At 59.4% G+C, this 23,672-nt stretch carries 22 protein-coding genes and 1 tRNA gene; 8 read left to right on the plus strand and 15 right to left on the minus strand.

Annotation, left to right across the window (positions count from 1 at the left end):
- Window positions 1-83 precede the first annotated feature (83 nt).
- Window positions 84-157, plus strand: a tRNA-Ile gene (locus HER32_RS17650).
- 125 nt (window positions 158-282) lie between these two features.
- Here HER32_RS17650 and HER32_RS17655 read toward each other — a convergent pair.
- The 11 genes from HER32_RS17655 to HER32_RS17705 all read right to left on the minus strand — a co-directional run bounded on the left by HER32_RS17655 (window position 283) and on the right by HER32_RS17705 (window position 10,672).
- Window positions 283-807 carry a hypothetical protein gene (locus HER32_RS17655; protein WP_168682833.1) on the minus strand — a complete coding sequence of 175 codons (525 nt, stop codon included), beginning with the start codon at window positions 805-807 and terminating at the stop codon, window positions 283-285.
- A gap of 507 nt (window positions 808-1,314) precedes the next feature.
- A complete protein-coding gene (locus HER32_RS17660) occupies window positions 1,315-3,360 on the minus strand; it encodes a HelD family protein (protein WP_168682834.1) in 2,046 nt (681 codons plus the stop codon).
- Between the two features lie 337 nt (window positions 3,361-3,697).
- A complete protein-coding gene (locus HER32_RS17665; protein ID WP_232066297.1) occupies window positions 3,698-4,120 on the minus strand; it encodes a hypothetical protein in 423 nt (140 codons plus the stop codon).
- 51 nt (window positions 4,121-4,171) lie between these two features.
- Entirely contained in the window at window positions 4,172-4,852 is a 681-nt protein-coding gene (locus HER32_RS17670) for a carboxypeptidase-like regulatory domain-containing protein (protein ID WP_149070440.1), read from the minus strand.
- A 79-nt stretch (window positions 4,853-4,931) separates the two neighbouring features.
- Window positions 4,932-5,378: a hypothetical protein gene (locus tag HER32_RS17675; protein WP_168682835.1), complete on the minus strand. Its 447-nt coding sequence runs from the start codon at window positions 5,376-5,378 to the stop codon at window positions 4,932-4,934.
- A gap of 88 nt (window positions 5,379-5,466) precedes the next feature.
- Window positions 5,467-5,847 carry a hypothetical protein gene (locus HER32_RS17680; RefSeq protein ID WP_149070438.1) on the minus strand — a complete coding sequence of 127 codons (381 nt, stop codon included), beginning with the start codon at window positions 5,845-5,847 and terminating at the stop codon, window positions 5,467-5,469.
- Window positions 5,848-6,268: 421 nt separating this feature from the next.
- Window positions 6,269-6,994 (minus strand): Crp/Fnr family transcriptional regulator, encoded by a 726-nt coding sequence (locus tag HER32_RS17685; protein WP_262888174.1) that lies wholly within the window; start codon window positions 6,992-6,994, stop codon window positions 6,269-6,271.
- Between the two features lie 364 nt (window positions 6,995-7,358).
- Complete coding sequence (locus HER32_RS17690) at window positions 7,359-7,862, minus strand: phosphoheptose isomerase (RefSeq protein WP_168682837.1); 504 nt, start codon at window positions 7,860-7,862, stop codon at window positions 7,359-7,361.
- A gap of 41 nt (window positions 7,863-7,903) precedes the next feature.
- Window positions 7,904-8,959 carry a LacI family DNA-binding transcriptional regulator gene (locus HER32_RS17695; RefSeq protein WP_168682838.1) on the minus strand — a complete coding sequence of 352 codons (1,056 nt, stop codon included), beginning with the start codon at window positions 8,957-8,959 and terminating at the stop codon, window positions 7,904-7,906.
- Between the two features lie 381 nt (window positions 8,960-9,340).
- Window positions 9,341-10,279: an MBL fold metallo-hydrolase gene (locus HER32_RS17700; protein ID WP_168682839.1), complete on the minus strand. Its 939-nt coding sequence runs from the start codon at window positions 10,277-10,279 to the stop codon at window positions 9,341-9,343.
- A 33-nt stretch (window positions 10,280-10,312) separates the two neighbouring features.
- Window positions 10,313-10,672 (minus strand): hypothetical protein, encoded by a 360-nt coding sequence (locus tag HER32_RS17705; protein ID WP_168682840.1) that lies wholly within the window; start codon window positions 10,670-10,672, stop codon window positions 10,313-10,315.
- 651 nt (window positions 10,673-11,323) lie between these two features.
- On the opposite strand from HER32_RS17705, the gene HER32_RS17710 reads away from it, so the two are divergent.
- Window positions 11,324-11,620 (plus strand): KGG domain-containing protein, encoded by a 297-nt coding sequence (locus tag HER32_RS17710; RefSeq protein ID WP_149070431.1) that lies wholly within the window; start codon window positions 11,324-11,326, stop codon window positions 11,618-11,620.
- Window positions 11,621-11,733: 113 nt separating this feature from the next.
- Here the strand turns inward: HER32_RS17710 and HER32_RS17715 are convergent, their stop codons facing one another.
- The 3 genes from HER32_RS17715 to HER32_RS17725 all read right to left on the minus strand — a co-directional run bounded on the left by HER32_RS17715 (window position 11,734) and on the right by HER32_RS17725 (window position 13,848).
- Window positions 11,734-12,618 carry a cyanophycinase gene (locus HER32_RS17715; RefSeq protein ID WP_168682841.1) on the minus strand — a complete coding sequence of 295 codons (885 nt, stop codon included), beginning with the start codon at window positions 12,616-12,618 and terminating at the stop codon, window positions 11,734-11,736.
- A gap of 285 nt (window positions 12,619-12,903) precedes the next feature.
- Entirely contained in the window at window positions 12,904-13,353 is a 450-nt protein-coding gene (locus tag HER32_RS17720; RefSeq protein WP_168682842.1) for a carboxypeptidase regulatory-like domain-containing protein, read from the minus strand.
- A 42-nt stretch (window positions 13,354-13,395) separates the two neighbouring features.
- Window positions 13,396-13,848 (minus strand): hypothetical protein, encoded by a 453-nt coding sequence (locus tag HER32_RS17725; protein WP_168682843.1) that lies wholly within the window; start codon window positions 13,846-13,848, stop codon window positions 13,396-13,398.
- Window positions 13,849-14,186: 338 nt separating this feature from the next.
- Here HER32_RS17725 and HER32_RS17730 point away from each other — a divergent pair, with 338 nt between their 5' ends.
- Window positions 14,187-14,924: a LytR/AlgR family response regulator transcription factor gene (locus HER32_RS17730; protein ID WP_149070427.1), complete on the plus strand. Its 738-nt coding sequence runs from the start codon at window positions 14,187-14,189 to the stop codon at window positions 14,922-14,924.
- Between the two features lie 13 nt (window positions 14,925-14,937).
- On the opposite strand, the gene HER32_RS17735 is transcribed toward HER32_RS17730, so the two are convergent.
- Window positions 14,938-17,253, minus strand: a complete 2,316-nt coding sequence (locus HER32_RS17735; RefSeq protein ID WP_168682844.1) for an ATP-binding protein — start codon at window positions 17,251-17,253, stop codon at window positions 14,938-14,940.
- A 237-nt stretch (window positions 17,254-17,490) separates the two neighbouring features.
- Here HER32_RS17735 and HER32_RS17740 point away from each other — a divergent pair, with 237 nt between their 5' ends.
- From HER32_RS17740 to HER32_RS17760, 5 genes are all read left to right on the plus strand, one after another.
- Entirely contained in the window at window positions 17,491-18,801 is a 1,311-nt protein-coding gene (locus HER32_RS17740) for a family 1 glycosylhydrolase (RefSeq protein WP_149070425.1), read from the plus strand.
- A gap of 63 nt (window positions 18,802-18,864) precedes the next feature.
- Entirely contained in the window at window positions 18,865-19,602 is a 738-nt protein-coding gene (locus tag HER32_RS17745) for an SDR family NAD(P)-dependent oxidoreductase (protein WP_168682845.1), read from the plus strand.
- 546 nt (window positions 19,603-20,148) lie between these two features.
- Window positions 20,149-20,757 carry a transferase hexapeptide repeat family protein gene (locus HER32_RS17750; protein ID WP_168682846.1) on the plus strand — a complete coding sequence of 203 codons (609 nt, stop codon included), beginning with the start codon at window positions 20,149-20,151 and terminating at the stop codon, window positions 20,755-20,757.
- Window positions 20,758-20,823: 66 nt separating this feature from the next.
- Window positions 20,824-22,875, plus strand: a complete 2,052-nt coding sequence (gene paaZ / locus HER32_RS17755; protein ID WP_168682847.1) for a phenylacetic acid degradation bifunctional protein PaaZ — start codon at window positions 20,824-20,826, stop codon at window positions 22,873-22,875.
- A gap of 55 nt (window positions 22,876-22,930) precedes the next feature.
- Window positions 22,931-23,608, plus strand: coding sequence for a response regulator transcription factor (locus tag HER32_RS17760; protein ID WP_149070421.1), 678 nt, complete (start codon window positions 22,931-22,933; stop codon window positions 23,606-23,608).
- Window positions 23,609-23,672 lie beyond the last annotated feature (64 nt).

The following is a 23,672-nucleotide window of genomic DNA, read 5'->3' on the forward strand; positions in this document are numbered from 1 at the left end:
GAAAGCCAGGGCCGTTGCAAATTCGCCCGCAAAAGTCGAAGTTTGCAGGGCTGAAACCAACCGCACGCGGTAGGTTTCGCACCGGGCCTATAGCTCAATCGGTTAGAGCAACTGACTCATAATCAGTAGGTCACTGGTTCGATTCCAGTTGGGCCCACAAGTGTACAGGAAAAACCCCGTTAGCAACCTTCTGACGGGGTTTTTCTCTTTTTAGGTAAAACATGGCTTTTTGGCTCATGTATGGAGCTCTAAAACGACCCCGTTAAACCAGAGCCACTACCGCTAATACCCTCCTTTGGCCGCTGACTTTCCACTCGGTTTTCTCATCGCGTCCTGGAGTTGGGTGAGCAGCGTCGCAGTGACCTCCTGAAAGCGCGTGCGCATGGCGGTGAGACTTCTGGCTCCATCTTCGTTGATGGCTTTCATTTCAATTAACTCAACTTCGGCCGGCTCCTGTGTGGAATCGTCCGGCCACGCAAAGACAAAATTCGTTGCCTCGTACCGGTAGCGACCCTCCCGTAGGTACAGGCGCACGGTATAGTGCAGCCTCAGGGTGGTCGTACGAGTTCGGGGAAGGCCATTGCCCGTACTCTCCAAAGGATAGGTACAGGCAAAAGGTTGAGCCCCCGACATGATGAGCACCTCGGTGTCCGGCTCGTGCTTAATGACCGGCGGTGTATCCGGGTGAGCCGTTCCGGTGGCCCATTCGCACGCGCGAGTCAGCAAATCGGGTTGGCTGACACCGACGACCGTCACGACGGCCTGGTAGTGGATGCGGTGCGTAACCGGGTCAAGGGGCCATGCCATGGGGGCTTGGCCCCGCGCAACGCTGGCGAGGCACACAAGTAGGCACACAAGGGGGAATAGTGGTTTCATTGGGGAAAAGGATAGGGTAACGAGTTGTGGTTCAGTAGTTTTGTCGTCGGTGCAGATGCAGCTCGACTTAACAGATTATCACTGTTATAGATAAAAAGGGACGATGATCAGGGAAGGTACATGTCGCGCCAAAGTCGACAACAGGTGTCTGCATCAAGCGCGATGCGGCTAATGGGAAAACATCAATTGCTATGGTGTGTTTTGCGGGTTAACGGCGGGGGGCGCAGAAGTATTCTGTCGGGCATGGCAGCGGAAGGTAAGACTTCACACGGCCTGTTTTTACTCGGCCATGCCAGACTACCGCCCAGCCGGACGAAGCCCGAACCGATGGTGTAGGTGCTGCGGTTGGCCGTGGGCTTGTAGAAGCCCACGAAAACCCGCTTCACGATAACGTGAAGCGGGTTTTTCTTTTACAGTCATGGGGTTCTGAGAAGTTTTTTAGGCCTGCAGAAAGGCGGGCTGCTCACCCGTGTATGTAAGAGTAAGCTGGTGCATGGCCCGGGTGCAGGCTACGTAGAGCATACTCCGATCCACCTCCGTCTTGTAATTCCGGGCCGAAGCAAAGGGCACGATTACTTCGTCGAATTCCAGCCCTTTCGCCAGGTGGGCCGTGGTGATGATGACGCCTTCCTTGAATTTGGTCGACTCATCCGTGAGCAGATATACGCCCGAGGCCTGCAGAGTCTCGTAGGCCTGCTTGGCCTGAGGCAAGGTTTTGCAGATAATGCCCAGGGAATGACGGCCCGAAGTTTGGAAGTTCGCCAGCAGTTGCTGAATGGCCTGCAGTTCCTCTTCCTTAGTGCTGAAAGCCTGCACAGCGGGCTCCGGACCGTGTCGTTCCAGCGGGAGAATACGGGGGTTGGGGGTGATGCGCTGGGCGAAGGCGGTAATTTCGATAGTGGACCGGTAGCTGCGGTAAAGCTTCACCACATCGGCCTGCGGAAACACCCGCTCAATGGTTTCGGCCGAGGACGCACTGTACGGATTCACCGTCTGGCTGACGTCGCCCAGAATTGTTTTGCGGCAGTGGAACAGGCGCGACAGCACCGCGTACTGCACGGGCGTGTAGTCCTGCATTTCGTCTACCAATAGGTGCTTCACGTGGCCGTAAGCCGAGGCGCCTTCCAGGCGGATGCGCAGGTAAATCAGGGCAAACACATCGGCGTACTCCAGGGGCCGGTGGTGGTCCAGCTTCAGCAGCTCCGGCCGCCCAAGCCAGCGGTAAAAATCCCGGTACAGGTCCAGCACGTTGTTGAACTTGAACATGCGCGGAATACCTTCCCCAATGGTGGCTTTTTCCTGGCCCGTGAGCTTGCGCCCGGCTTTATCGCGCACGTAGGCCCGCACATCGTTAGCCACCAGCGCAAACCGGTTGAGCAGGGGCACCCGGTGGTAGGCCCGAAACCTCTGCTGGGTGAAGGCCGCTGGCACCACGGTGCGGCCCACGCGCAGGTCGGCCACGGCGAAATAAGTGTTTTCGATGTGCAGCAGATACTGGTTGAGCTGGCTCAGAAACTCAAACGACGACTTGAACTGAATGCGCGCAATAAAGGCCGCGTCGTGCTGCTCCAGCAAAGCCGCTACCTGGTCGAAGAACGTCTGGAACTGGTACCGGCCTTCGAGCAGGTCGGCGGCCAGCTCTTCCATGCCCATTTCCGGAATGTGCTCCTCGCCCAGCTCCGGCAGCACGTTGGAAATGTAGTCGGCAAAAACCTTGTTAGGTGAGATGATGAGAATATCCTTGGCCGAAATGGTTTCGCGGTAGCGGTAAAGCAGGAAGGCAATGCGGTGCAGGGCAATGGACGTTTTGCCCGACCCGGCCACGCCCTGAATAACCATCACCGTAGCTTCCTCGTTGCGGATCACCGCGTTCTGGTCGCGCTGGATGGTGGCGACGATGTTTTTCATCTTATCGTCGGAGGACTTGGCCAGCTCCTGCTGCAGCACGTCGTCGTGGATGTTTACGGCGCTGTCGAGCAGGAACTCCAGGCGCCCATCCCGGATTTTGTACTGCCGCTTCAGGCCGATGCGGCCGTGCACGGTGCCCGAGGGCGTGGCGTAGGAAGCTTCCCCCAGCTCAAAGTCGTAGAACAACGAAGAAATGGGCGCGCGCCAATCGTAAATCAGGTTCTGGCGCTGCTGCTCGTCGAAAAAGGAATGCACCCCGATGTACACCGGCGCAGCGGCCTGGTTCTGAGGCGCAAAATCGAGGCGGCCGAAGTACGGGGATTGAACCAGCTTAATGAGGCGGCGCTTGCGGGCCACGGCGCCTTCGCCCGTGAGGGCCATGCGGTTGATGGATTGGTCGGCGGCCACCATGTCGGCTTCGTCCATGCCCGACTGGTGCTCGTGGATGTACTGCTTTTTCTGGCGCAATTCCGTGGAAAACTGCCGGACGGCATCATCCACTCGCCGCACTGCCAGCGTGAGTTTCTCCTTGATTTCTTCCAGGTATTCTCTTTCTTCTTGCTCGGTGGCGTTCATCGGGGGCGGCGCTAGGAAAACGGACCCCAAAGGTGCCAGCAATTTCCGAGCTACCGAAGCAACGGGCGTATTTTGTCGGGTGTTGCCGGGGGCAGAAGCGGCCGGGCCAAGCTCAAGGCTTACGGGTGACACGCGGAGCGCGCGGCCGTTGAGCCCGCCCCTCCAAGCAAAAAGTCGCCCGGGAACCACGCGGCTCCCGGGCGACTTTCTGCTTGGATAATTCGGTAAACGGTGTGTAGCGGCGTGTTGGCAAAAATTACGTGCCAAAGGGTACCGTCCGGCGGGTAGGGCAGGCCGGGTAGTTACTGCTTTGGTAAGGCATGCAGCCCAGGTTTCGCTATTCCAGCTCCTCCATACTGTTTCGAAGCGCTTCGCGGGCCATAGCCAGACTGGTTTGCCGGGCATCGGCCACCAGATAAATGAACTTACTGCCATCCGCCGTTAGCTTAATCAAGTGCAGCTGCGTGGTAAGGCTGATCAGAATGTCGTCGATGCTTTCCGTGGTCAGCTGCAGGGCGGCCAGGGCCTTCTGCTTTTGGCGGACCACTTCCGCGTTGTAAGCGGCGGCGGTTTCGGGGTTGAGGCTGCCCGCAGTAGAATGGTGGGCCAGCGTGTCGCCGGTATCGGCCTGGACTATGGCTACGGCTACCAGCGCTGGCAGGCTCTTGAGCAAGCCTGCCAGCGCCTTTTGGGCTGCCGCAGCGGCCATAGTTGCGTTGCGGGTGGCGGCCACCTGTTTTCGATACGTGCGGGCTTTCACATCTGCGGAATTAGGGTCACCCATGCCGGGCCGGCGCAACAACTAGAGCGGTTAGAAAAACAGCCAGCGACGTGCTTTTTTGGTGGCTTTCTGCTCGGCTACCATGTCGCGGGGCAGCAGGGTAACGTCCTGCGTGCTGCTGCTGGCGACCTGAACTTCGTCGTTGGTGTAGCCGCCGTAGCCGTACACGAGGGTGTTGGTGCCGGCGGGCACGCGCAGGGCGTAGGCGCCTTCGGCGTTGGTGCTCACCCCACGCAGGCTCCCTTTTTGCAGGACCGTAGCGCCAATCAGGGGCCGGCCGTTCTCATCCAGGATGCGGCCACGCACCGTAATCATGCGGGGGGCATTGGCCGCTTCCAGGGTAGCTGGCGCGGCCAGGGTAGTTATATCCTCATCGGAGTTATTGGTGAGGTTGGTGCCGGCAAAAACGGCTCCGGCCAGCAGGGCGCCGCCCATAACCAGCGTGGCCGCCCGCTGGCGGAAGCGTTTGGGTTCGGTGCGCATCAGCTCAAACTGGCGCTGCACCCACCCAATGGGGCGCACCTGCTCGCCCTGCTGCTTCATCTCGTAGAAGCGGCGCAGCGTATCATCGGCGTGGTGGCTGTTGGATTTCAGATACGCATCCACTGCTTGCGTATGAGGTTGGGCGAGGTCACCACGTAGGTAGGCGTCGCGGTATACGGGGAGAATTTCGCCAGTGGCGGGGTCGAAAGGGTAGGCAGTCAGTTTCATTGCTTCAAAGAATAAAGGTGATGGAGGAGAAGTGCGAGAGAAGCATAAGCAGCGTCAGCTTATGCCGGAAGTAGGCCGATTATTCTCCGGCGCAGGCGCGTATCACTGCCCGGGCCAGAGCCAGGTTGGTGTCGCGGCTATCGACGGCGAGGTAGAGCAACTGACGGCCTCCGGGTAGCGGGCGTAACAAGTGCAGCTGCCCGCTGAGCGTGATGAGGATGTCGTCAATCTGTTCGTTGGGCAGGCGCAGGGCGTGCAGGGCTTGCTTGGTCTGGCGCACCACTTCCGCGTTATAGCCACAGATTTTGGTCACGTTGGCGTCGCGGGAGGTGGTGTAACTCGCCAGTGGCTGGCCCGAGCTTAGCCCGATGACGGCTGCAACCAATACTTCCGGCAAATCGGCCAGCACGCGCTTGAGCATGGCTTCGGCGGCGGTGCGCTCGGGGCCGGCGGCCGCATCCGAAACGATGCGGTGGGTGACGCGGCCCGCACCAAATGGCAGACGTTGCAGGAAATCAAGTTTCATGGAGGCGAAGGCGCCCCGACCCACAATCATCAGCTTCGCTGCCAGTGGTGGCGCAGCCGGGCGGGGTCCGAGGGTTTAGGCAGTGCGCTTAGTTGAGCTGGCTTACATGGTCGCGCAATACCTCGCGGGCAATAGCCAGGTTGGTGTCGCGGGAGTTCACCACCAGGTAAATGAATTTGGTGCCGTTATCCGTCAGCTTCAGCAAGTGCGACTGGTTGCTGAGGGAGATGAGGATGTCCTCAATTTTCTCGCCCTGCAGCTTCAGCGCCGACATGGCTTTCTGCTTCTGCTTCACCACTTCCGTGTTGTAAGCGGCGGCCGTATCGGGGTTGATGGCGGGAGAGTTGGAGTGGGATGCCAGGCTCATGCCGGAGGTAACGTCAACGACGGCTACTGCCATCAGGCCGGGCAGATCGGATAGGATGCCCTGCACTACTTTACCAGCAGGAGAATTGTCAGAGTACGCCATGGTAGGGGAAGGTTGAGTGGTGGAAAAATGAAAAAATAGAGTTTAGGAAAGGCACGCTCCGCCAGAGCTTCTGGTGAGGCGTTTTTTTATACTATTACTGGTGGTGGTAGAGTGCCGTTTTAAACGATTAAGGCTTTTTTAGGGCTTTTAGGGCGTTTAAATGCGCTTTAGGTGCTGCCTTAAGCCGGAGCTTAAGTAAAGAGGAGCAAGGCGTAGGATAAGTGATATGAGGTACTATATTGTAGTTTAATCAGTTTTTATATGCTTCTGCTTGTCTTTGATAAGTTCAATTCATCTGCTTTTCATGTTATCAAATTACAAGGGTAGAATCGATTTAAAAAATGACGTACATCACTTTTTCAGTTGATTCATCTCAATTTCTAAACATGCTGCAACCCCGACGGTTTACTTCCCTTGGGGCTCAGTCGTACTGGGTACTGATTTCAACCAGGGTCTGGGGCTGCAGGAGAGTAATACTACTGCCCTTGGTAGCTATAATACCCTCTTCCTTCAGTTCCGAGAGCAGTCGGCTCACGGTTTCCTTGGCGGTGCCCACAAGGGAAGCCAGGTCTTCCCGGGAAATAGCAATTGTAAAGAGCTGGGAAGCATCCTGATGGTAGGTATCACGCAAGAGCAGCAACGCTTCGGCCAACCGCTCCCGCACCGGCTTATAAGCCATAGTCAGGGTGCGGTGGTCGGCCATGTTCAGGGCCTGAGAAAGCTGCTTCATGATAGCCCCCACAAACTGTACGTTCGATTGCAGCAGCGTCAGGATGTCCTGGCGTGGAATCAGACAGGCTACGCAGTCTTCCAGCGCCACTGCCGAGGTTTGGTAGGTTGTTTCGCCCAGCAGCGCGCATACGCCCACCACGTCGCCGGTATTGGCCAGCCGAATAATCTGCTCTTTGCCGTCGCCCGCTATTTTGGTGATTTTGACTTTTCCCTGATAGATGCAATGTAAGCCCTGGCATTGGCTGCCTTGGGTGTAAATCAACTGGCCTTTGAGGTAGAACTGGCTGACTTTACTGGTGGAAAGCAGCGCCAGTTGCTCGTGCTGGCAGGCGCTGAGAAGGCCTTGTTGCGCGCAGGGGCAAGAAGAGCAGTTCGGAACGCCATGTTTTTTGGGTAAATGGGAACCGTATCTCATACCATAACTACCGTCAACATCAACAACACTGTTCAGTTATAAGTAAAGCTAACCTTTCAGCGGACTTGTTGATTAGGCTCCTCAATAAAAATATTAATTATTTTAATTTGATGCCCATTTGTGGGCTTGGAGTGACCTTCGGTATGATTATTTTAATTATATTATTAGTTAGATACTATTCCCAATAAGTGGAAGCGGCCCCTGTCTTTTCCCAGGTTGGGCCAGTAATTTCGGGTAGGCGTTTACGGCCCTGGGCTATACAGGCCAGGAGCCGCTGGCAGCCGAAGGCTTCGTAGCAGCGCAGGGCTCCTGCCACGCCTGAGAGACGACGCAGCAGCCCGGTAACCCGAGAAAAGAGCCGGGCTCAGCGGCCGAAATCGTCCTGCAGCCGCACAATATCGTCTTCATCGGAGGGCCAGCCGGCCTGCGTGTGCTGCCAGATTTCGGCTACTATTCCCCAGGTGGCCAGCCCTACGAGGCGGTGCCGCTCACCCTGGCGCAGCAGGAGAGACTGACCCGGCCCGTACGTCTGGAGGGGGCCTTCTTCGTTGGTGGAACTGGTAGCTACTCCAACCGGGCCCTGCACCACCCGCCAGATTTCGGCCCGGCGGTGGTGGTACTGCCACGATAGGCGCTGGTGCGGGGCCACGAGCAGCAGCTTGGGGCTTAGCTTGCCGGAAATACGGAGTTCCTCCACGCTCATACCCGCGAAGTAGGCGTCGGCGAAGGGCTGGGCCTGGGCCTCGTCGAGCACGAAGAATCCGCCCCAGGGCCGGGTTCGATCCTGCTGGATGATGCCAAAACCCTGCTCTCGGAGTTGGTGCTCAACTTGTTGAAATAATTCCTGCCGGGACAACGCCGTACGCATAAACCTGGGAAAGATGAAGAAGCGGGTGGGAGTGGCTTAGTCTACGGGGTGGGCTGGGGTTCCCGGGAGCGGTGCAGGGAAGAATCCCGGATAACCAGCTCGGGCTTAAGCACTAGGTGCGGCGGGGCATAGGCGGGGCCGCGCTTGAGTAGTTGCAGAAACAAGCGCACGGCCGTTTCGCCCATCTGCTCGGCCCGCTGGTCTACTACCGTGAGGCGGGGCTGGGTCATGGTCGTAAATGGCTCGTTGCTGAAGCAGGCCAGGGCAATGTCCTGGGGCACCCGCAGGTTTTTTTCCCGCAACACTTCCAGGGCTCCTACCGAGGGAATGGCGTAGGCCGCAAAAATACCGTTGAGGTCAGGCTCCAGGGCCAGCAGGTGCTGCATTCCCAGGCGGCCGGCGTCGTGTGTGAGCGAGGGTAGCGCGTACACGGCGTGCTCGTGGAAAGGCAGACCGTGCGACTCCAGGGCAGCCTGGTAGCCCAGAAAGCGGTTACGGCTGGTGTTCAGGTGCTGAGGGCCGGCCAGGTGCGCAATGCGCGTGCAGCCCTGCTCAATGAGGTGCTTGGTAGCTTGGTAAGCCCCTTGGTAATCGTCCAGAATCACGGCCATGCTGTTGGGTAGCTCCGGCATCCGGTCGAAAAAAACCAAGGGAGTACCTTGCTGCCGGACCTGCTCGAAGTGCTGGGTTTCCTTGAACGTTGTGGCTGATACCGACATCAGAATTCCCTCTACCTGAGCAGCCAGCAGGGCATCGATGTTCTGCTGCTCGCGGCGGAAGTCCTCATTCGACTGACACATCATGAGCGTGAAGCCCTCCTGGGTGGCTACTTTCTCGATGCCATTCATCACGGCCGGAAAAAAATAACCGTTGATGTGGGGCACAATCACGCCCAGCGTTTTGCTGTGGCCTTTGCGCAACGCCGCCGCCAGCTGGTTGGGGCGGTAGTTGAGCTCCTGGGCCACCTGCCGGATTTTTTCCTTGGTAGTTTCGCTGATATCCTTGTGGTTGGCCAAGCCGCGGGAAACCGTGGAGGTCGACAGGCCTAGCTGCTGAGCAATATCGCGAATAGAGGTTTTATGCTTGGAAGGAGGCATACGGCAGCGCTGAGGAAAAGAAAGGAAGTACCTGTTGACCCCAAATGAACGCAACAGATGGTTACCAACAAGCGCCGGTGCCCGATTATCTGTTGCCGGGGCTCCCTGAGGCTGCCTGCTCCTTGGCGTCAGCTACAGCTTTGCCCGGTGGCCAAAGCGTACCCGAGGAGTCCCTCGTAAAGACGATGCCGGCATCAAGTCAGCCGCAGTTGCTGCAGCCAGCTTCTTGGAAAAGTCTCCCGCATGGGTAAGAAACATGCTCCGGGAAGGGGCTCCGGGCCGGCTCGGATAAGGAAGCAGGGGCCCCGGCAGCCAACCAAAAAAGCCGCCCACCTACAATGCGTAGGTGGGCGGCTAAGCCAGCCAAGCACTACCGGGCCACTAACGGCGACGCAGCAGATATACGCTGCCGGCCACCGCTAGGCCCACACCCAGCGCCAGGGCCGGGACAACCGGAAAATGGACGGGGGGTACGTATGTTATCCCGGTTTCATCGGCCTCAGCTGGGGTGTTCACGTAGCGCCCGTGACGGGGAACGGCCTGCTCCGCAAAATGCTCGGCCAGGTTGACCAGCGCCTGCCGGAGTTCCGAGCCACGCATAGGAATACCATGCCCGGTGGCTGCTACCGTCGGCTGCAAGGCGGCTAGCAGGCTAACGGAGCGGCTGGCCTGCGGCCAATCGGGGGTGAAATAGGCGGGTGGACCGTGTACTTCCTGCTTCTGGGCCAGGGTAGCCAAACCCGATTCGGCCCGTACGGTGACAAAGGCGTCGCCGGCAACCAGCACGCGCGAAGCTTCCTGGAAGAACGAGACGTGCCCGGGCGAGTGGCCGGGAGTGGCTAGCCACCGCCACCCGGGTAAGTGCGGACAACTCCCGTCCGCCGGCAGGGTATGTACCCGCGGGCCCAGATCAAGAGGCTGCTTGGGGTAAAGAAAGGACATGGCCGCCATCAGGCCACCGCCGACGGTGGGGTCGGGCGGCGGATAGGCCGATAAGCCCTTGAGGTAAGGTAGCTCCAGGGCGTGAGCATACACCGGCACCTCGGGCCATACCTGGAGCAGGTGCCCCAGGGCGCCCACGTGGTCGAAATGGCCATGCGTAAGCAAAATAGCGGTGGGCGGTACGTCTGCCCCGAAAAGTAGCGCCGCCTCGTGTACCAACTTAGGCCCCGAGCCGGGCAGGCCGGCATCAATCAGAACCCAGGAAGTGGGACTGGTGCGCACGTAGTACAAATTGACAAACACGTTGCGCAGCCCCCAGAGGCCATCCACGACCGGGAAAAGCGCGGGCGTATTAGCCCGGTTGGCAGAAGCAGTCATAGCAAGCTTGCTGAGATGAAAGACTGGACAGGCTTACTGCCCACCGGTAGTGCTGCCCGTGCTGCCGCTGGTGCTACCAGCCGGGGTGGTAGTTTCCACGCTGCCATTGTTGTTGCCCCCAGATGAGCTGCCGGAGGTCATGCCCGTTTCCATCGTGCCCCCCGAGGAACCCTGTTGATCTTCGAGGGTGCCACTGCCCGATTCCATGCCCATACCTGTAGAGTCGGACGCAGTGCCGGAGCTGCCGTTGATATCGGCGCTGCCGTTACCGTCAACGTCTGCCGTGCCAGGGTTGGAGGAATTGTTGGATTCGGTGTTGTTGCAGGCGCTAAAGGTGAGCATGGAGCTCAGGAGTGCGGTGGCCAGCAGGAACTTTCGGAACTTGGTCATCATAATCAAAAACGTGAGGTGAAGGCAAACCGGAGCGGCCGCCGTTATTCTACGTTGGCTATACGAGCGTTTCTGCCGATGATTAGCCGGAATTGCGTGGTGGTAAACTGGTATTTTCGGGGAGAAAAACGGAGGTGGTATCCGGGTTTTTCGCAAAACCAGTGCGGTGCGAGGGGGAAGGTTCTGCGTGGTTGTGCCCGGCAGTACGCTGTGGGAGCCAGAGCGGTCTGGCGGAGAAACGGGCTAACCTGCCACGCAGGCTGAAGGCGGAGTGCTACCGCTACGGGAAGTCCCCAACCTATGAGCAGTGAATAAACGTCTCTGGTACTCCCTCCTGACAGCACGGAGCCAGGAGCTGTTCTGGAACCAGGAAAACCCGTTTGCACGGACGCGTACGCCATGCTTACGTCCGAAAAAATCAGCATCCCGAAGAACTATGACTGAGTCTGGCGGCAGCGTAGAACTACCGGCTTGATAAACGATAGCTGAACAGTAAGGGTCTTTCGCGTTTGGTGGGAAAAACCCCGACAGTAACATCCGGGAAAGTCGGTAATTTAGCTGAAATGGGCATTTTTTGCTTGGGCAACAGCAACCCATTTCCCCTAGAGTTCCGTTCCTTTAGCTATCTACTTCATCCTCTTTTTTACGATACTCATGGCTCTTACTCAAGGAACTCAGCGTGGTGGTGCAGCCACCGCCGCCAGCGGCCGCAAAGGCACGCAGTCTACTGCTCCTGAAACCAAGAAAACCAGTCTGCGGGGCTTTGCCTCGATGGACCCCGAAATGCAGCGTCGTATTGCCAGCGAAGGCGGCCGGGCTTCTCACCTGAGCGGCCGCGGTCATCAGTGGACGTCGGAAGAGGCGCGGGCCGCCGGCCGCAAAGGCGGACAGGCCAGCCGCACGCAGACTAACGAGGAAAAAGGCAAGACCAGCACCAGCCGCAGCCGCTAAGCCCGGATTGCCCTCGGGCGGATCGGACAACCACGGAATTGCGAAGTAAAAAGCCCCGGAGAAGCACTCCGGGGCTTTTTGCTGGGCAGCCGCCGCGAAAAATGGCTCGAGGCTTAGGCATAAAGGCGAGGGGCCGTGGGCAGCGAGTACCGTTCGCCGCGAGCCAGCAGGTGCAGCTGCACCCCGCGCATGGTGAAGGGCGTGCCGGGCGCTACCTCGTGGATGTTGGTGGAGCTACAGTTGCGCGCGTCCATGACGACCACCAAGCCGCTGCCGAGTACTTCCAGCTCCCGGCCTTCCGTAACCAGCACGGCTGTGTCTTCTTCCAGCCCCAGGCCTATGCACGCTGGGTTGGTAGCGAGGATCTGGGCCATGCGCACTATGCGGCCCCGCGCAATGAAGTGCGTATCCACGGCCACGTCGTGCAGCAGCTCCAGGCCAGTGGTAATGTGGATTTCTCCCTTCAGAAACCCGGCATCGTCCCGGCCCTGGTAAATCATAGGCGTGCTCATAGCGGTGGCCCCAGCGCTGGTGCCGGCCACCACCAGCCCCTCGTGGGCGTAGCGGGCCTGGATGCGGCGCTGCAGGGCCGTGCCGCCCAGCAGGGTAGTCAGGCGCAGCTGGTCGCCGCCGGTGAAGAGGATGCCGCCGGCCTTATCGACCAGCGCCAGTGTGCTTTCCTCGTTGGCCTCCGTACGAGTTGCTATGTTCTGCACCACCACCTTAGGCCCACTGAGCTTCCGGAAAGCCTCTACGTAGTCCTGGCCGGATTCTTCGGGCAGGCCGGAGGCCGTGGGAATAACAAGCAGCGGCCCCCGGTTGCCAATCTCCTGGGCCAGGCGCTCCAAAATGGCTTCCGGCGCGAAGTTCACGTTCTGTGCCGATTCGGTCTGTTCATCGGCAGGCTTGCCCTTGTCTTCGTGGCCGCCGATAAGCAGCAGTTTGCCCGTGGGAAGAGGGCAGGTTTGCGCCGAAGGGTGTTGTTTTTTGGAAGGCATAGGCAGTACGAGTAAGGCTGAATCAAAGAAAAGCAAGGCCGGCAAAGCCCCGCCAGCTTGCTGCTACGGGCACATACGAGCCCGCCTGCGCTAAGGTGACGTCCCGCCGCACCAATACCCCGTCGCCCGCTACGCAACACCCCCGGCGTTGCCATCGGGCCGGCGTCGTTTGCGGCGTAGTGCAGCAAACCGTTGGCTACTACCCGGGAACAACTCCACCCTATGAGCACAAAAAACGCCCCGGCTGGCTAGGCGGGGCGTTTTACGAACGAAGCAGAGTCGGGCTTACTGGTTATCGGTGGGCCGAAGCACAAAGTAGATGTCGTTGGGCTGGTGGCCGGTGCTGAGCTGCATGCCCTGCTGGCGGCAGCCCTGGGCAGTGCAGATCAGCGAAACCGGCCCGCTCGTGGGTAGCAGCAGGGCAAAGTCGCCCTTTTCATTGGTACGGGCGCAGGCCTCGCCTCCCTCCAGCCAGATGGTGGCCCCAGCCAGCGGCTGTCCATCAGCCCCCACTACGCTGCCCGTGAGGGTAATGGGCGTTTCGAAGTAGGCTGTGGCCGCGCGCCGGGGCTGGGCGGCCCGCCGGAACACGTTGCGCGCGAGTTGCCGGATGCCAACGGGCTTGCTAACGATGGGGGTGGTGCTGACAGCAACCGGGCTACTGTTAGCGGTGGCCGAAGTCAGAACCAGCAATACGAGGGCAAGGGTACTGGTGAGGGCGCGAAGGAGTTGCATGGTAGGGGCGTAGAAAAACGGGGCAAGTAGACAGTAGGGGACTTACTGGGCGCTCATTTCCAGCGTCAGCAGGTCGGCGGCGGGCTGGCGGTCTTCCAGCAGGCGGAAGCTGTTGTACTGGCCGGCGGAGAGAATGCGCAGCATGGCCAAGTCGTAGCGGTGCATGACCTGGGCAATGCTGGGCGTGGCCAGCAGCGTTTCGTCGTCGGCCAGCAGGGGCGAAACCTCCGACTGCTCCGTGGCCTGCTGCAGCGCCTGCAGTTTCGCCAGCGTGACCTTGTGCACGGCCAGGGCCTGCTTGTGCGAAAGGCGCAGTACGTCGGTGAAGTAGGCTGTTACCTCCTGCGAGCGGTTGGCTACCTGCTTGGCGTAGGCGGCGGGAGCCGTACACTCCTTGTCCTGCAGGCCTTTGCTGTGCTCTTTGGCTGGGCCGGCCGCTAGTACCGAACCACTCAGGAGAGAGAAACCAAGCAGGAAAGTGAAGATCTTTTTCATGGCGGCAGGGAAGTTAAAAAGCAGTAGGAGAGGAGGATTAGCGGGAAGACGATGCAAACATACCCGCTGCCCGGAGCCCGGGGCCGGCTTTTTGTCTTAACCCTGCCGGGCGCTGTGTGAACGGTGGCTTTTTCTGTCTGAATGAAAAAGGGTAACTGCCTGCCGCATACTTTCACTGCTAGTCGAGCTTATGGCGGGCTTCATCGAATGAGCTGGGCTATTCACTCAGGGAAAAGTACCTTCGACGCCCAAGGCTGCGGTGGCAGCCCGCCCGCGCCCGGTGCGTGGCTTGGCTACCACCGCAGCCTTGGGTCCTGCTCTCGCCCACACCTCATTGCATGCCTAGTCCCGCACCACTCACCTGCGTCATCGTCGACGACAACGAAATCAACCGCCTCACCCTGGAACACTTGGTGGAGCTTACGCCCACCCTCACGCTGGCAGCCTCGCTGCCGGGCAGCGTGGAGGCCCTGCAGTACTTCAGCCAAGGCAACCGTGCCGATCTGCTGCTGCTCGATATCGAAATGCCTCAGCTCTCGGGCCTGGAGCTGGTGCGCCTGTTGCCCAAGCCGCCGCCCGCCATTGTGGTTGTAACCAGCCACCGCGACTTTGCCGTGGATGCTTTTGAGCTGCAGGTGGCCGACTACCTGGTGAAGCCGATTGGTTTGGGGCGCTTCAGCCAGGCTATAGCCCGCGTGCTGGAGCAGCGGCAGCTGGCCGAGCAGGCTGCTGCCGCCCCCGAGGGTGGCCCCGTTGAGCCCCACGGGTCGGAGCTGTTTGTGAAAGTGGGCCCGCGCATGCTGCGCCTCAATTTTGAGGACGTGCTCTACATCGAAGCCCTGTCTACCTATTCGGTGCTCGTGACGAAAACGCAAAAACACATTGTTTACCTTACCCTGAAAGCCATTACCGAGCGGCTGCCGTTTGCGCACTTTGCCCGCGTGCACCGCAGCTACATCGTCAACACCCGCCAGATTGAGGCTATCGAAGACAATATGCTTAAGCTGGGGCCCTACGAAGTGCCCGTAGGCAAGTCCTACCAGGAAGCTTTTTTCAAGCAGCTGCGTGGGCTTTAAAATAGCCCGGTACTTACGCAGCCGGCAGCTCGCGGGGCAGTTCCTGCAGGGCCCGCTGGAGCTTGGCAACCAAGCGGGCAACCAGGCGGCTGGGCTCGGCCTGGAGGGCGGTTTCCGGCTGCTCCAGCTGGCTTACCACCTCAGCCACATCAGGAATGCCGAGGGCCTCGAGGTTGGGCTTGATGTGGTGTACCAACGAGGCTACCTGCTCCCAGTTGCCGGCTGTAGCAGCGGCTTCCAGCTGCGCGAGCGAGGCCGGAATGTTGGCCAGAAACGAGCGGATAATTTTGATTACGAACGCTTCGCGGCCGTGCGCCAGGGCCCGCAGCTTCTCCAGGTTATAGGCGGCGGGCGGAGCGGCCTTTTCTAATAGCTGCTTCAGCTGCTGATAAAGCTTTTCTTCCTCGAAGGGCTTAGTCAGACAGGCATTCATGCCTGCCGCCAGGTACTGTTCATTATCCGCTCGGAAGGCGTTGGCCGTGAGGGCCAGAATCGGAACGTTGGCCTTCGCCGCGTCGGGCAGCTGCCGGATAGCAGCCGTGGCCTCCAGACCGCTCATTCCCGGCATCTGAATATCCATCAGGACGATGTCGTAAGCCCGCTGGCGGTACAAGTCCAGGCCAATCAGGCCATTTTCAGCCTCGTCCACGTGCATACCCCATTCCTCCAGCAGCAGACGCGCTACTTCGCGGTTGATTTCGTTGTCTTCGAAAAGCAATGCCCGCCGGCCTCGCAGAATGCCGCTGTCGAAGGCTACCGGCGCAACCGGGGCGGGGGCAGCATGGGCGCGGGGTAAAGTAAGTGTAAAGGAAAAGGTGCTGCCCCGGCCTACTTCACTCTGCAGGCGCAGCTTGCCTCCATACTGCTCCACCAGGGCCCGCGAAATACTCAAACCCAGCCCGGTACCGCCAAAGCGGCGCGTGGTATCGGCATACGCTTGGGTGAAGCCCTCAAAAATGCGCTCCTGCTGGGCGGTATCAATGCCGATACCGGTATCTTCCACCGTTACTTCCACGGTGAGGGAGGTGTCGGTGCTGGCTACCTCGCGCGCAATAACGATGATGCGGCCGCCGGGCTCGGTGAACTTGATGGCATTGCTGACCAAGTTGAGCAGGATCTGGTTGAGGCGGTACGGGTCGCCCAGCACCCAGGGGTAAGAGCAGGAGTTACGAAGGGGAGTACCGGCCACCACGAGGCCTTTTTCGGTGGCTTGGTGAATAAGCGGCTGCAGAGCCTGGGCAAAAGAGTCGCAGAGGTTGAAGGGCGTTTGCTCCATTTCCAGCTTGCCGGAGGTGATTTTGGCCATGTCCAGCACATCGTTGATGATGGTGAGCAAGTGCTGGCCCGAGCTGCGGATGATGCCCAGCCACTCCCGCTGGCGGCTGTCGAGCTGGGTTTTACTCAGCTGGGCGGCCATACCCAATACCCCGTTCATGGGCGTACGGATTTCGTGACTCATGTTGGCCAGGAAATTCTCGCGGGCTTTCACGGCCGCTTCAGCTTCTTCTTTCGCCCGCAGCATGGCCTGCTCGGCCTGTACCCGCGCCGTGATGTTGACCAGGTAGATGTTGGCAAACCCGGATTCGGGCAGGGGCACGACAAAGGAAGCAAAGTGGCCCCGCGCTATGGCCAGGTCCATTTTCTGCTCGGTGCCCTCGGCCAGGGCCGCGGCCGCTATTTGCCGGGCCGCCGCCAGCAACTGCTGCTGCTCTTCGGGGCAGAGGGCCGCGTACAGACTATCGGCCGACTGATTGGTATAAATAAGCTCCCCGTGCAAATCTACCCGCAGAATAGGGTTGGGATTCTGGCCCGGAATACTGGCTATGGATTGCAGCTGCTGGTGCAGACGCTGACGCTCCGTAACGTCGCGCAGGCAAACCAGCAGGTGCTCCGGGGCGCCGGGTGCTTCCTGCATGGGCAGAAAGTCGCGCTCCAGCAACCGGCCATCTTTGAGTTCCACCAGCTCATTGTAGGCCGGCTGCCTGTCGACCAGAAGTTGGTGCAGGCGCTCCGCAAATGCCTCCGGATGCGCCACGGCCTTGCGGAAGCGCTGCTGGATAGCCCGCGAAGAATGGCCTACCCACTGGCTGGCCGGAAGGGGCATGCCCCAAAGCTGGCAGGCCTGGTCGTTGATGAGCAGGAGGGTACCGGCCTCATCCAGTAAAGCTACTCCTTCCTGTAGTTGGTTGATCAGCAGGTGCAGACGCGTCTGCGCCGTGGCCGTGGCCGCCGAGCTTTCGAGTAGTTGCTGCTCCAGTTCCCGGATGCGCTGTTGAGCCCCGTCCAGGGTAGCGGGCAAGGAGGGGGATGAAAAAACAGGAGCAGCCATAGAAAACAACGCAGAATGGGGAACTTCACTAAAAGTACAGGAACTAGCCAGTACTTGCCGCGCAGCTTAGCCAAACAGCAGCGTTTGCCGGGTGAATGGGGTGTTTTTACGGCCGTAAGCGGGCCACGCAGCCGGGCAAGCAAAACCCGTCGGGGCAGATAGCGGTAAGTACTTTCAAGCTCAGCCAGAAATACGGGCCTATTTCCGCCCCGCCCGGCCGCTTCTCCAGCCCAGGATATGACGCCACAATTCCTTTTTGCTACCGGTATCGAAAACAGTAACCCTACCATTGCGGGAGGCACCGTGCGGGTAGATGAGCTGGCCAAGTGCCGGCACTACGAGTTCTGGCAAAAGGATTTCGACCTGGTGCAGGAGCTGGGCATTTCCTTTCTGCGCTACGGACCACCCATTCATACCACTTGGCTGGGCCCCGGGCGCTACGACTGGACGTTTGCCGATGCCACCTTCGGCGACCTGCGCCGCCGCAACATTGCCCCCATCGTAGACCTCTGCCACTTCGGCGTGCCCGACTGGGTGGGTAACTTTCAAAATCCTGATTTTCCGGCGTTGTTTGCGCAATATGCCCGCGCCTTCGCCCTGCGCTTTCCCTGGGTGCAGCTCTACACGCCCGTCAACGAAATGTACATCTGCGCCGAGTTTTCGGCCCTGTATGGGTGGTGGAACGAGCAGCTGCAGTCAGACCGCGGGTTCGTGACGGCCCTTAAGTACATTGTGAAAGCCAACGTGCTGGCCATGCAGGCCATAGCCGAGGTGCGGCCCGATGCGCTGTTTATCCAGAGCGAGTCGTCGGAGTACTTTCACGCCGAAAACCCGGCCGCCATCCGCCCGGCAGAGTTGCTGAACGCCAAGCGGTTCCTGTCGCTGGACCTGAACTATGGTCGCCGCGTAGACTCGGAAATGTACGAGTACCTGCTCGATAATGGCATGACCCGGGACGAATACCATTTCTTTCTGGGCAACCACCTCCGGCACCAGTGCATTATGGGCAACGACTACTACCGCACCAATGAGCACCGGGTGCGGGCCGATGGCAGCACTACCGCCTCGGGGGAAATATTTGGCTACCACGTCATCACCAAGCAATACCACGACCGGTACCGCCTGCCCGTGATGCACACCGAAACCAACCTCTGGCAGGGGCCCTGCGGCGACGAAGCCGTGAACTGGCTCTGGAAGGAGTGGGCCAATGTGCTGCGGGTGCGCAACGACGGCGTACCCATCGTAGGCTTCACCTGGTATTCTCTCACCGATCAGGTTGACTGGGACACGGCCCTGCGCGAAAACAACGGCACCGTAAATCCGCTCGGTCTCTATGACCTGAACCGCAACATCCGGCCGGTGGGTGTGGCCTACAAGCAGCTTATCCACGACTGGCGCCAGGTGCTGCCGGCCCAGAGTGTGTGCCTGCAGGTACCTATTGTGCTGCCCCTGGAAAGCAACCAGCCCTGGGCCCGGCAAAAGCAGGACCAGGCCGAGCAAACCCGCCAGGACACCACCACCGCTTCCGCCAACACCACGGCAGTGTAAGCCCCTTACGCAATAAGCCCCGCGGTTAGGGCGCTATCCAATTCCCTTCACTGATTTTTTGTTATGCGCTTCGAGAACAAAGTAGTACTGATTACCGGTGCCACGGGCGGCATTGGGCTAGCCACCGCCAAACGTTTTGCCCGCGAGGGTGCCCGCGTGGTACTCGTGGGCCATCACCAGGAAGCTCTGGACGAAGCCGCCCCCGAAATACTGGCCGCCGGTGCCCCCGAAGTGTGGGGTAGCTGCTGCGACGTGGCCGTGGAGGCTCAGGTTCAGGCTACCGTGGCGGGCACGCTGGAACGGTTTGGCCGCCTCGACGCCATCGTGAATAATGCCGGGCTAATGGAGTTCAAGCCGCTTCAGGAACTTACGGGCGAAGACTGGTTGCGCGTTCTGGGTGTAGATCTGCTCGGGGCATTTTACTTTATCAAGCAGGGGTTTCTGCACCTGAAACCCGGCAGCAGCATCGTCAACGTTTCCAGCATTCACGCGGTGGAAACGAGTCCGCTGGTAGCACCCTATGCCGCTGCCAAAGCGGCCGTAAACTCCCTGACCCGCTCGGCGGCCCTGGAAGGTAGGCCCAAAGGAATTCGGGTAAATGCCGTGCTGCCCGGAGCCATTGACACGCCTATGCTCTGGGAAAACCCCAACGTGAAAAGCGGAGCCGAAACCATAGACCCGGCCTACGTAGGGCAGCCCGAAGATGTAGCCTCCCTTATCGCCTACCTGGCCTCCGACGACGCAGCTTTCGTGCAGGGCGCCGAAATCCGGGTAGATGGCGGCCGCCTGGACCTGCTCTGAGCCAGTAGCCACCGCGTGGAGGAAAGCTGGTTCGTCGTTGGAGGTGGGCCAAACGGAAGCCGGCCGACTCGGGAGCTCCGAATCGGCCGGCTACACTGTTTTCGTTTGCCAGCAGCAGCCTTGCGGCGCGCAGCTCCCGAAAAAAACCAGATGGGGTGGGGTTACACCTGGCTAAACAGGACGTGGGAATTGATCATCGGGAAACCGGGGGGATTTGCTTCCCGATGACAATGCAATACTACAACAATCGTTTGAAATGACAGTAAGTATTGCCTCACTTTTTTCTGTGAGTAATCACTCACCTTGATGTTATTATTACATAATGATCTGATTTTATGAATATTATAATGATGTATATAATTTTGTCTTTATTTTTTTTGATGTGAATTGGAACCTGCAAACGGTTGCGGAATCCTGAGTCGTTGTTTAACGAATAGGTCATCAAGCGCCAGCAATTCCCGACAACCAAGTACTTTCGAAGCAAAGCAGAAAGTCAGTTGGTGGTGTGCTGTTCAAGCGCCACCGCCAGCAAACCTAAGAGTATATATGATTTACACATTTAACGGCTACATCCCGGTCGTCCACGAAACGGCTTTTGTGCACCCCCAGGCTACGGTTACCGGCAACGTTATCATCGGGCGCCAGGTGTACATCGGCCCGGGGGCGGCCATTCGCGGCGACTGGGGCCAAATCATCATCGAGGACAACTGCAATGTGCAGGAGAACTGCACCCTGCACATGTTCCCGGGAACCACGGTGCGGCTGCGCGAAATGGCCCACATAGGCCACGGAGCTATTATCCACGGGGCAACCATCGGCCGCAACGCACTCATTGGGATGAATGCCGTGGTGATGGACCGCGTGGAAATAGGGGACGAAAGCATTGTGGGGGCGCTGAGCTTTATCCGCGCCGATGAGGTAATTCCGCCCCGCAGCTTGGTCGTCGGCAACCCGCACAAGATCATCCGGCAGGTGAGCGACGACATGCTGGCTTGGAAAACCGAGGGCACCCAGATCTACATGCGGCTGCCTGGGGAGTGCCACGCCACCTTGCAGCCCTGTGAGCCCCTGCGCGAACTGCCCGCCGACCGGCCCGCGCAGGCTGCCGGCTATGCCACCTGGGCCGAAAGCAAAAACCAAGCAGCGGCTGAATAACTTTGCCATGGGCTATCCGGCTGCCGGTGCCCGCCAACTTCCCACCCATACTTCCCATTCCCCGGAATGATTCCCACCCTCGAAAATTACGCTTTAGGCCGCTGGATGTCGGGCACTGGCGAACAGCAGGAACTGCTTGATGCCTCCACTGGCGAAGTCATTGCCATTGCCAATGGTGAAGGCCTCGACTATGAGGCCATGTTTGATTATGCCCGCCGGACCGGCAACCGGGCCCTGCGGAAGATGACCTTCCACGAGCGCGGCCGCATGCTGAAGGCCCTGGCACTGCATCTGGACAGCAAAAAGGAAGAGTTCTATACCCTGAGCTACCGCAGCGGAGCCACCCGCGCCGACTCCTGGATTGATATCGAAGGCGGCATCGGTAACCTGTTTGCCAACGCCTCCCTGCGCCGCAAGTTCCCCGATAAACCGTTCTACGTGGAGTCGGACCCCATTGCTTTGTCGAAGGCCGGCAACTTTATGGGGCACCACATCATGGTACCCAAGGAAGGAGTGGCCATTCACATCAACGCCTACAACTTCCCTATCTGGGGGATGTTGGAGAAAATAGCAGTGAATCTGCTGGCCGGCATGCCCGCCATTGTGAAGCCCGCCGTGCCTACGGCTTACCTCACTGAGGCTGTGGTGCGCGAGATTATTGCCTCTAAAATTCTTCCGGAAGGGGCGCTGCAGCTGGTATGCGGCTCCGGGCAGGGCATCCTCGACTACGTCACGTACCAGGATGTAGTCACGTTCACCGGCTCGGCCGAAACGGGGCGCAAGCTGAAGGGCCACCCCCGGATCCTGGCCGAGGCTGTGCCGTTCAATATGGAAGCGGATTCGCTGAACTCCGCCGTGCTGGGCCCCGATGCAGTGCCTGGCACCGTGGAGTTTGACTTGTTTATCAAGGAAGTGCGCAAGGAAATGACGGCCAAAGCCGGGCAGAAATGCACTGCTATTCGCCGCATCATCGTGCCGGAAAACCTGGTGGAAGATGTGCAGATTGCTCTGGGTAAGGCCTTGGCGCAAACCACCGTGGGGCACCCGCAGGCCGAGGGTGTGCGAATGGGCGCGCTGGCCGGTCGGGCACAGGTACAAAAGCTGCGCGAGCAGGTGCGGCACCTAGCCAAGAACACGCCCATCGTGTACGGCGACCTGGACAACGTAGCCGTGATTGGCGGAGACTGCAAAGTGGGCGCTTTCGTGTCGCCTATTGTCCTAATGAATCCCGAGCCTTTCCGCTTTACTGATACCCACGAAATAGAAGCATTTGGGCCGGTAGCCACAATTATGCCCTATAAGGATGTGGATGAGGCCATTGCCTTGTCGAACCTGGGCAAAGGCTCCTTGGTGTGCTCAGTGGCTACCAACAACCCGCGCACGGCCCAGGACTTTGTACTGGGTGCCGCCACGCACCACGGCCGTATTCTGGTACTCAACGGCGAAGTAGCCAAGGAGAGCACCGGGCACGGCTCCCCGCTGCCCTTACTGATTCACGGCGGACCGGGCCGGGCCGGCGGCGGACAGGAAATGGGTGGCCTGCGCGGGGTTGAGCACTTTATGCAGCGCGTAGCCATTCAGGGTTCCCCCAGCATGATTACGGCCATTACGGAGGTGTACCAGCCCAAAGCCCGCCAGATTGAGCGCGACAAGCACCCGTTCCAGCATTATTTTGAAGAGCTGGAGATTGGGCAGACGTACGTGACGCATAAGCACACCGTCACGGAAGCCGACATCAGCAACTTTGCCAACGTCTCGGGCGACAACTTCTACGCCCACGTGGATGCTACTTCGCTGGAAGGCACGCTCTTTACCGGGCGCGTGGCCCACGGCTACTACATTCTGAGTAAGGCGGCCGGCATGTTTGTGGACCCCCGCAAAGGTCCGGTGCTGCTCAACTACGGGCTGGACGAGTGCCGCTTTACCAAACCCGTGTATCCCGGCACCACCATTGGCGTGAAGCTAACGGTGAAGGAAAAAATAGGCCAGGAAAAGCGCGACGCCGACGACGTAGCCAAGGGTATTGTGCGCTGGCTGGTGGAAGTAACCGACCAGGAAAACGAAACCGTAGCCGTAGCCACCATCCTGACGATGGTTAAAAAACAGGACCAGTCGTAACCCTGGGGCAGAAGCCGTGGTTTGGGGTAGAAGAACACCTTACTTTTTTGCGTTGATGAAGATACTGCTGGTAGAAGATGAGCCCAAAGTGGCGGCCTTCCTGGAAAAGGGACTGAGTGAGCAAACCCACGCCGTGGACGTCGCTTATGACGGCCTGCAGGGCCTGCAGCAGGCTCTGGCCACCAGCTACGACCTGATTGTGCTGGACCAGATGCTGCCGGGCCTCAACGGCCTCGATGTGTGCCGCCGGATTCGGGCGCAGAACACCTCAGTGCCTATTCTCATGCTCACGGCCCTGGGCGAAACCGACGACAAAATCCGGGGCCTCGATGCCGGCGCCGATGATTACCTGGTAAAGCCTTTTGCTTTTCAGGAATTGCTGGCCCGGATGCGCGCCCTCACGCGGCGGCGCCAGGAAAACCCGGCCGGCGAAGCCCCCCTGCGCCTGGCCGACCTGAGCCTCGACCCCGTGCGCAAGCAGGTGACGCGGGCGGGCCAGCCTATTCAGCTTACGGCCCGGGAGTTTGCCCTCCTGCACTTTCTGCTGCGCAACCAGGGCCGGGTAGTGTCGCGGGTGGATATCCTGGAGCAGGTGTGGGAAACCTCCTTCGACACGGGTTCCAACGTCATCGACGTGTACATCAACTTTCTGCGCAAAAAAATCGACAAGGACTTCACTCCCAAGCTGATTCATACCCTGGTGGGCATGGGCTACGTGATGAAAGAAGACTGATTAGTTGTATGAATGGCTGAGTGGTTGACTTGCTGAAGGGTACATAGTCGTTGGCCGAAACCTG

Source organism: Hymenobacter sp. BT18, assembly GCF_012273015.1.
In the GTDB taxonomy this organism is placed as follows: domain Bacteria; phylum Bacteroidota; class Bacteroidia; order Cytophagales; family Hymenobacteraceae; genus Hymenobacter; species Hymenobacter lutimineralis.

What these genes read in the sequence shown, in the direction of transcription:
- HER32_RS17655 (WP_168682833.1), bottom strand. Translation starts at nt 807, where the DNA reads ATGGCATGGCCCCTTGACCCGGTTACGCACCGCATCCACTACCAGGCC.
- HER32_RS17660 (WP_168682834.1), bottom strand. Translation starts at nt 3,360, where the DNA reads ATGAACGCCACCGAGCAAGAAGAAAGAGAATACCTGGAAGAAATCAAG.
- HER32_RS17670 (WP_149070440.1), bottom strand. Translation starts at nt 4,852, where the DNA reads ATGAAACTGACTGCCTACCCTTTCGACCCCGCCACTGGCGAAATTCTC.
- HER32_RS17675 (WP_168682835.1), bottom strand. Translation starts at nt 5,378, where the DNA reads ATGAAACTTGATTTCCTGCAACGTCTGCCATTTGGTGCGGGCCGCGTC.
- HER32_RS17680 (WP_149070438.1), bottom strand. Translation starts at nt 5,847, where the DNA reads ATGGCGTACTCTGACAATTCTCCTGCTGGTAAAGTAGTGCAGGGCATC.
- HER32_RS17685 (WP_262888174.1), bottom strand. Translation starts at nt 6,994, where the DNA reads ATGAGATACGGTTCCCATTTACCCAAAAAACATGGCGTTCCGAACTGC.
- HER32_RS17690 (WP_168682837.1), bottom strand. Translation starts at nt 7,862, where the DNA reads ATGCGTACGGCGTTGTCCCGGCAGGAATTATTTCAACAAGTTGAGCAC.
- HER32_RS17695 (WP_168682838.1), bottom strand. Translation starts at nt 8,959, where the DNA reads ATGCCTCCTTCCAAGCATAAAACCTCTATTCGCGATATTGCTCAGCAG.
- HER32_RS17700 (WP_168682839.1), bottom strand. Translation starts at nt 10,279, where the DNA reads ATGACTGCTTCTGCCAACCGGGCTAATACGCCCGCGCTTTTCCCGGTC.
- HER32_RS17705 (WP_168682840.1), bottom strand. Translation starts at nt 10,672, where the DNA reads ATGATGACCAAGTTCCGAAAGTTCCTGCTGGCCACCGCACTCCTGAGC.
- HER32_RS17710 (WP_149070431.1), top strand. Translation starts at nt 11,324, where the DNA reads ATGGCTCTTACTCAAGGAACTCAGCGTGGTGGTGCAGCCACCGCCGCC.
- HER32_RS17715 (WP_168682841.1), bottom strand. Translation starts at nt 12,618, where the DNA reads ATGCCTTCCAAAAAACAACACCCTTCGGCGCAAACCTGCCCTCTTCCC.
- HER32_RS17720 (WP_168682842.1), bottom strand. Translation starts at nt 13,353, where the DNA reads ATGCAACTCCTTCGCGCCCTCACCAGTACCCTTGCCCTCGTATTGCTG.
- HER32_RS17725 (WP_168682843.1), bottom strand. Translation starts at nt 13,848, where the DNA reads ATGAAAAAGATCTTCACTTTCCTGCTTGGTTTCTCTCTCCTGAGTGGT.
- HER32_RS17730 (WP_149070427.1), top strand. Translation starts at nt 14,187, where the DNA reads ATGCCTAGTCCCGCACCACTCACCTGCGTCATCGTCGACGACAACGAA.
- HER32_RS17735 (WP_168682844.1), bottom strand. Translation starts at nt 17,253, where the DNA reads ATGGCTGCTCCTGTTTTTTCATCCCCCTCCTTGCCCGCTACCCTGGAC.
- HER32_RS17740 (WP_149070425.1), top strand. Translation starts at nt 17,491, where the DNA reads ATGACGCCACAATTCCTTTTTGCTACCGGTATCGAAAACAGTAACCCT.
- HER32_RS17745 (WP_168682845.1), top strand. Translation starts at nt 18,865, where the DNA reads ATGCGCTTCGAGAACAAAGTAGTACTGATTACCGGTGCCACGGGCGGC.
- HER32_RS17750 (WP_168682846.1), top strand. Translation starts at nt 20,149, where the DNA reads ATGATTTACACATTTAACGGCTACATCCCGGTCGTCCACGAAACGGCT.
- paaZ (WP_168682847.1), top strand. Translation starts at nt 20,824, where the DNA reads ATGATTCCCACCCTCGAAAATTACGCTTTAGGCCGCTGGATGTCGGGC.
- HER32_RS17760 (WP_149070421.1), top strand. Translation starts at nt 22,931, where the DNA reads ATGAAGATACTGCTGGTAGAAGATGAGCCCAAAGTGGCGGCCTTCCTG.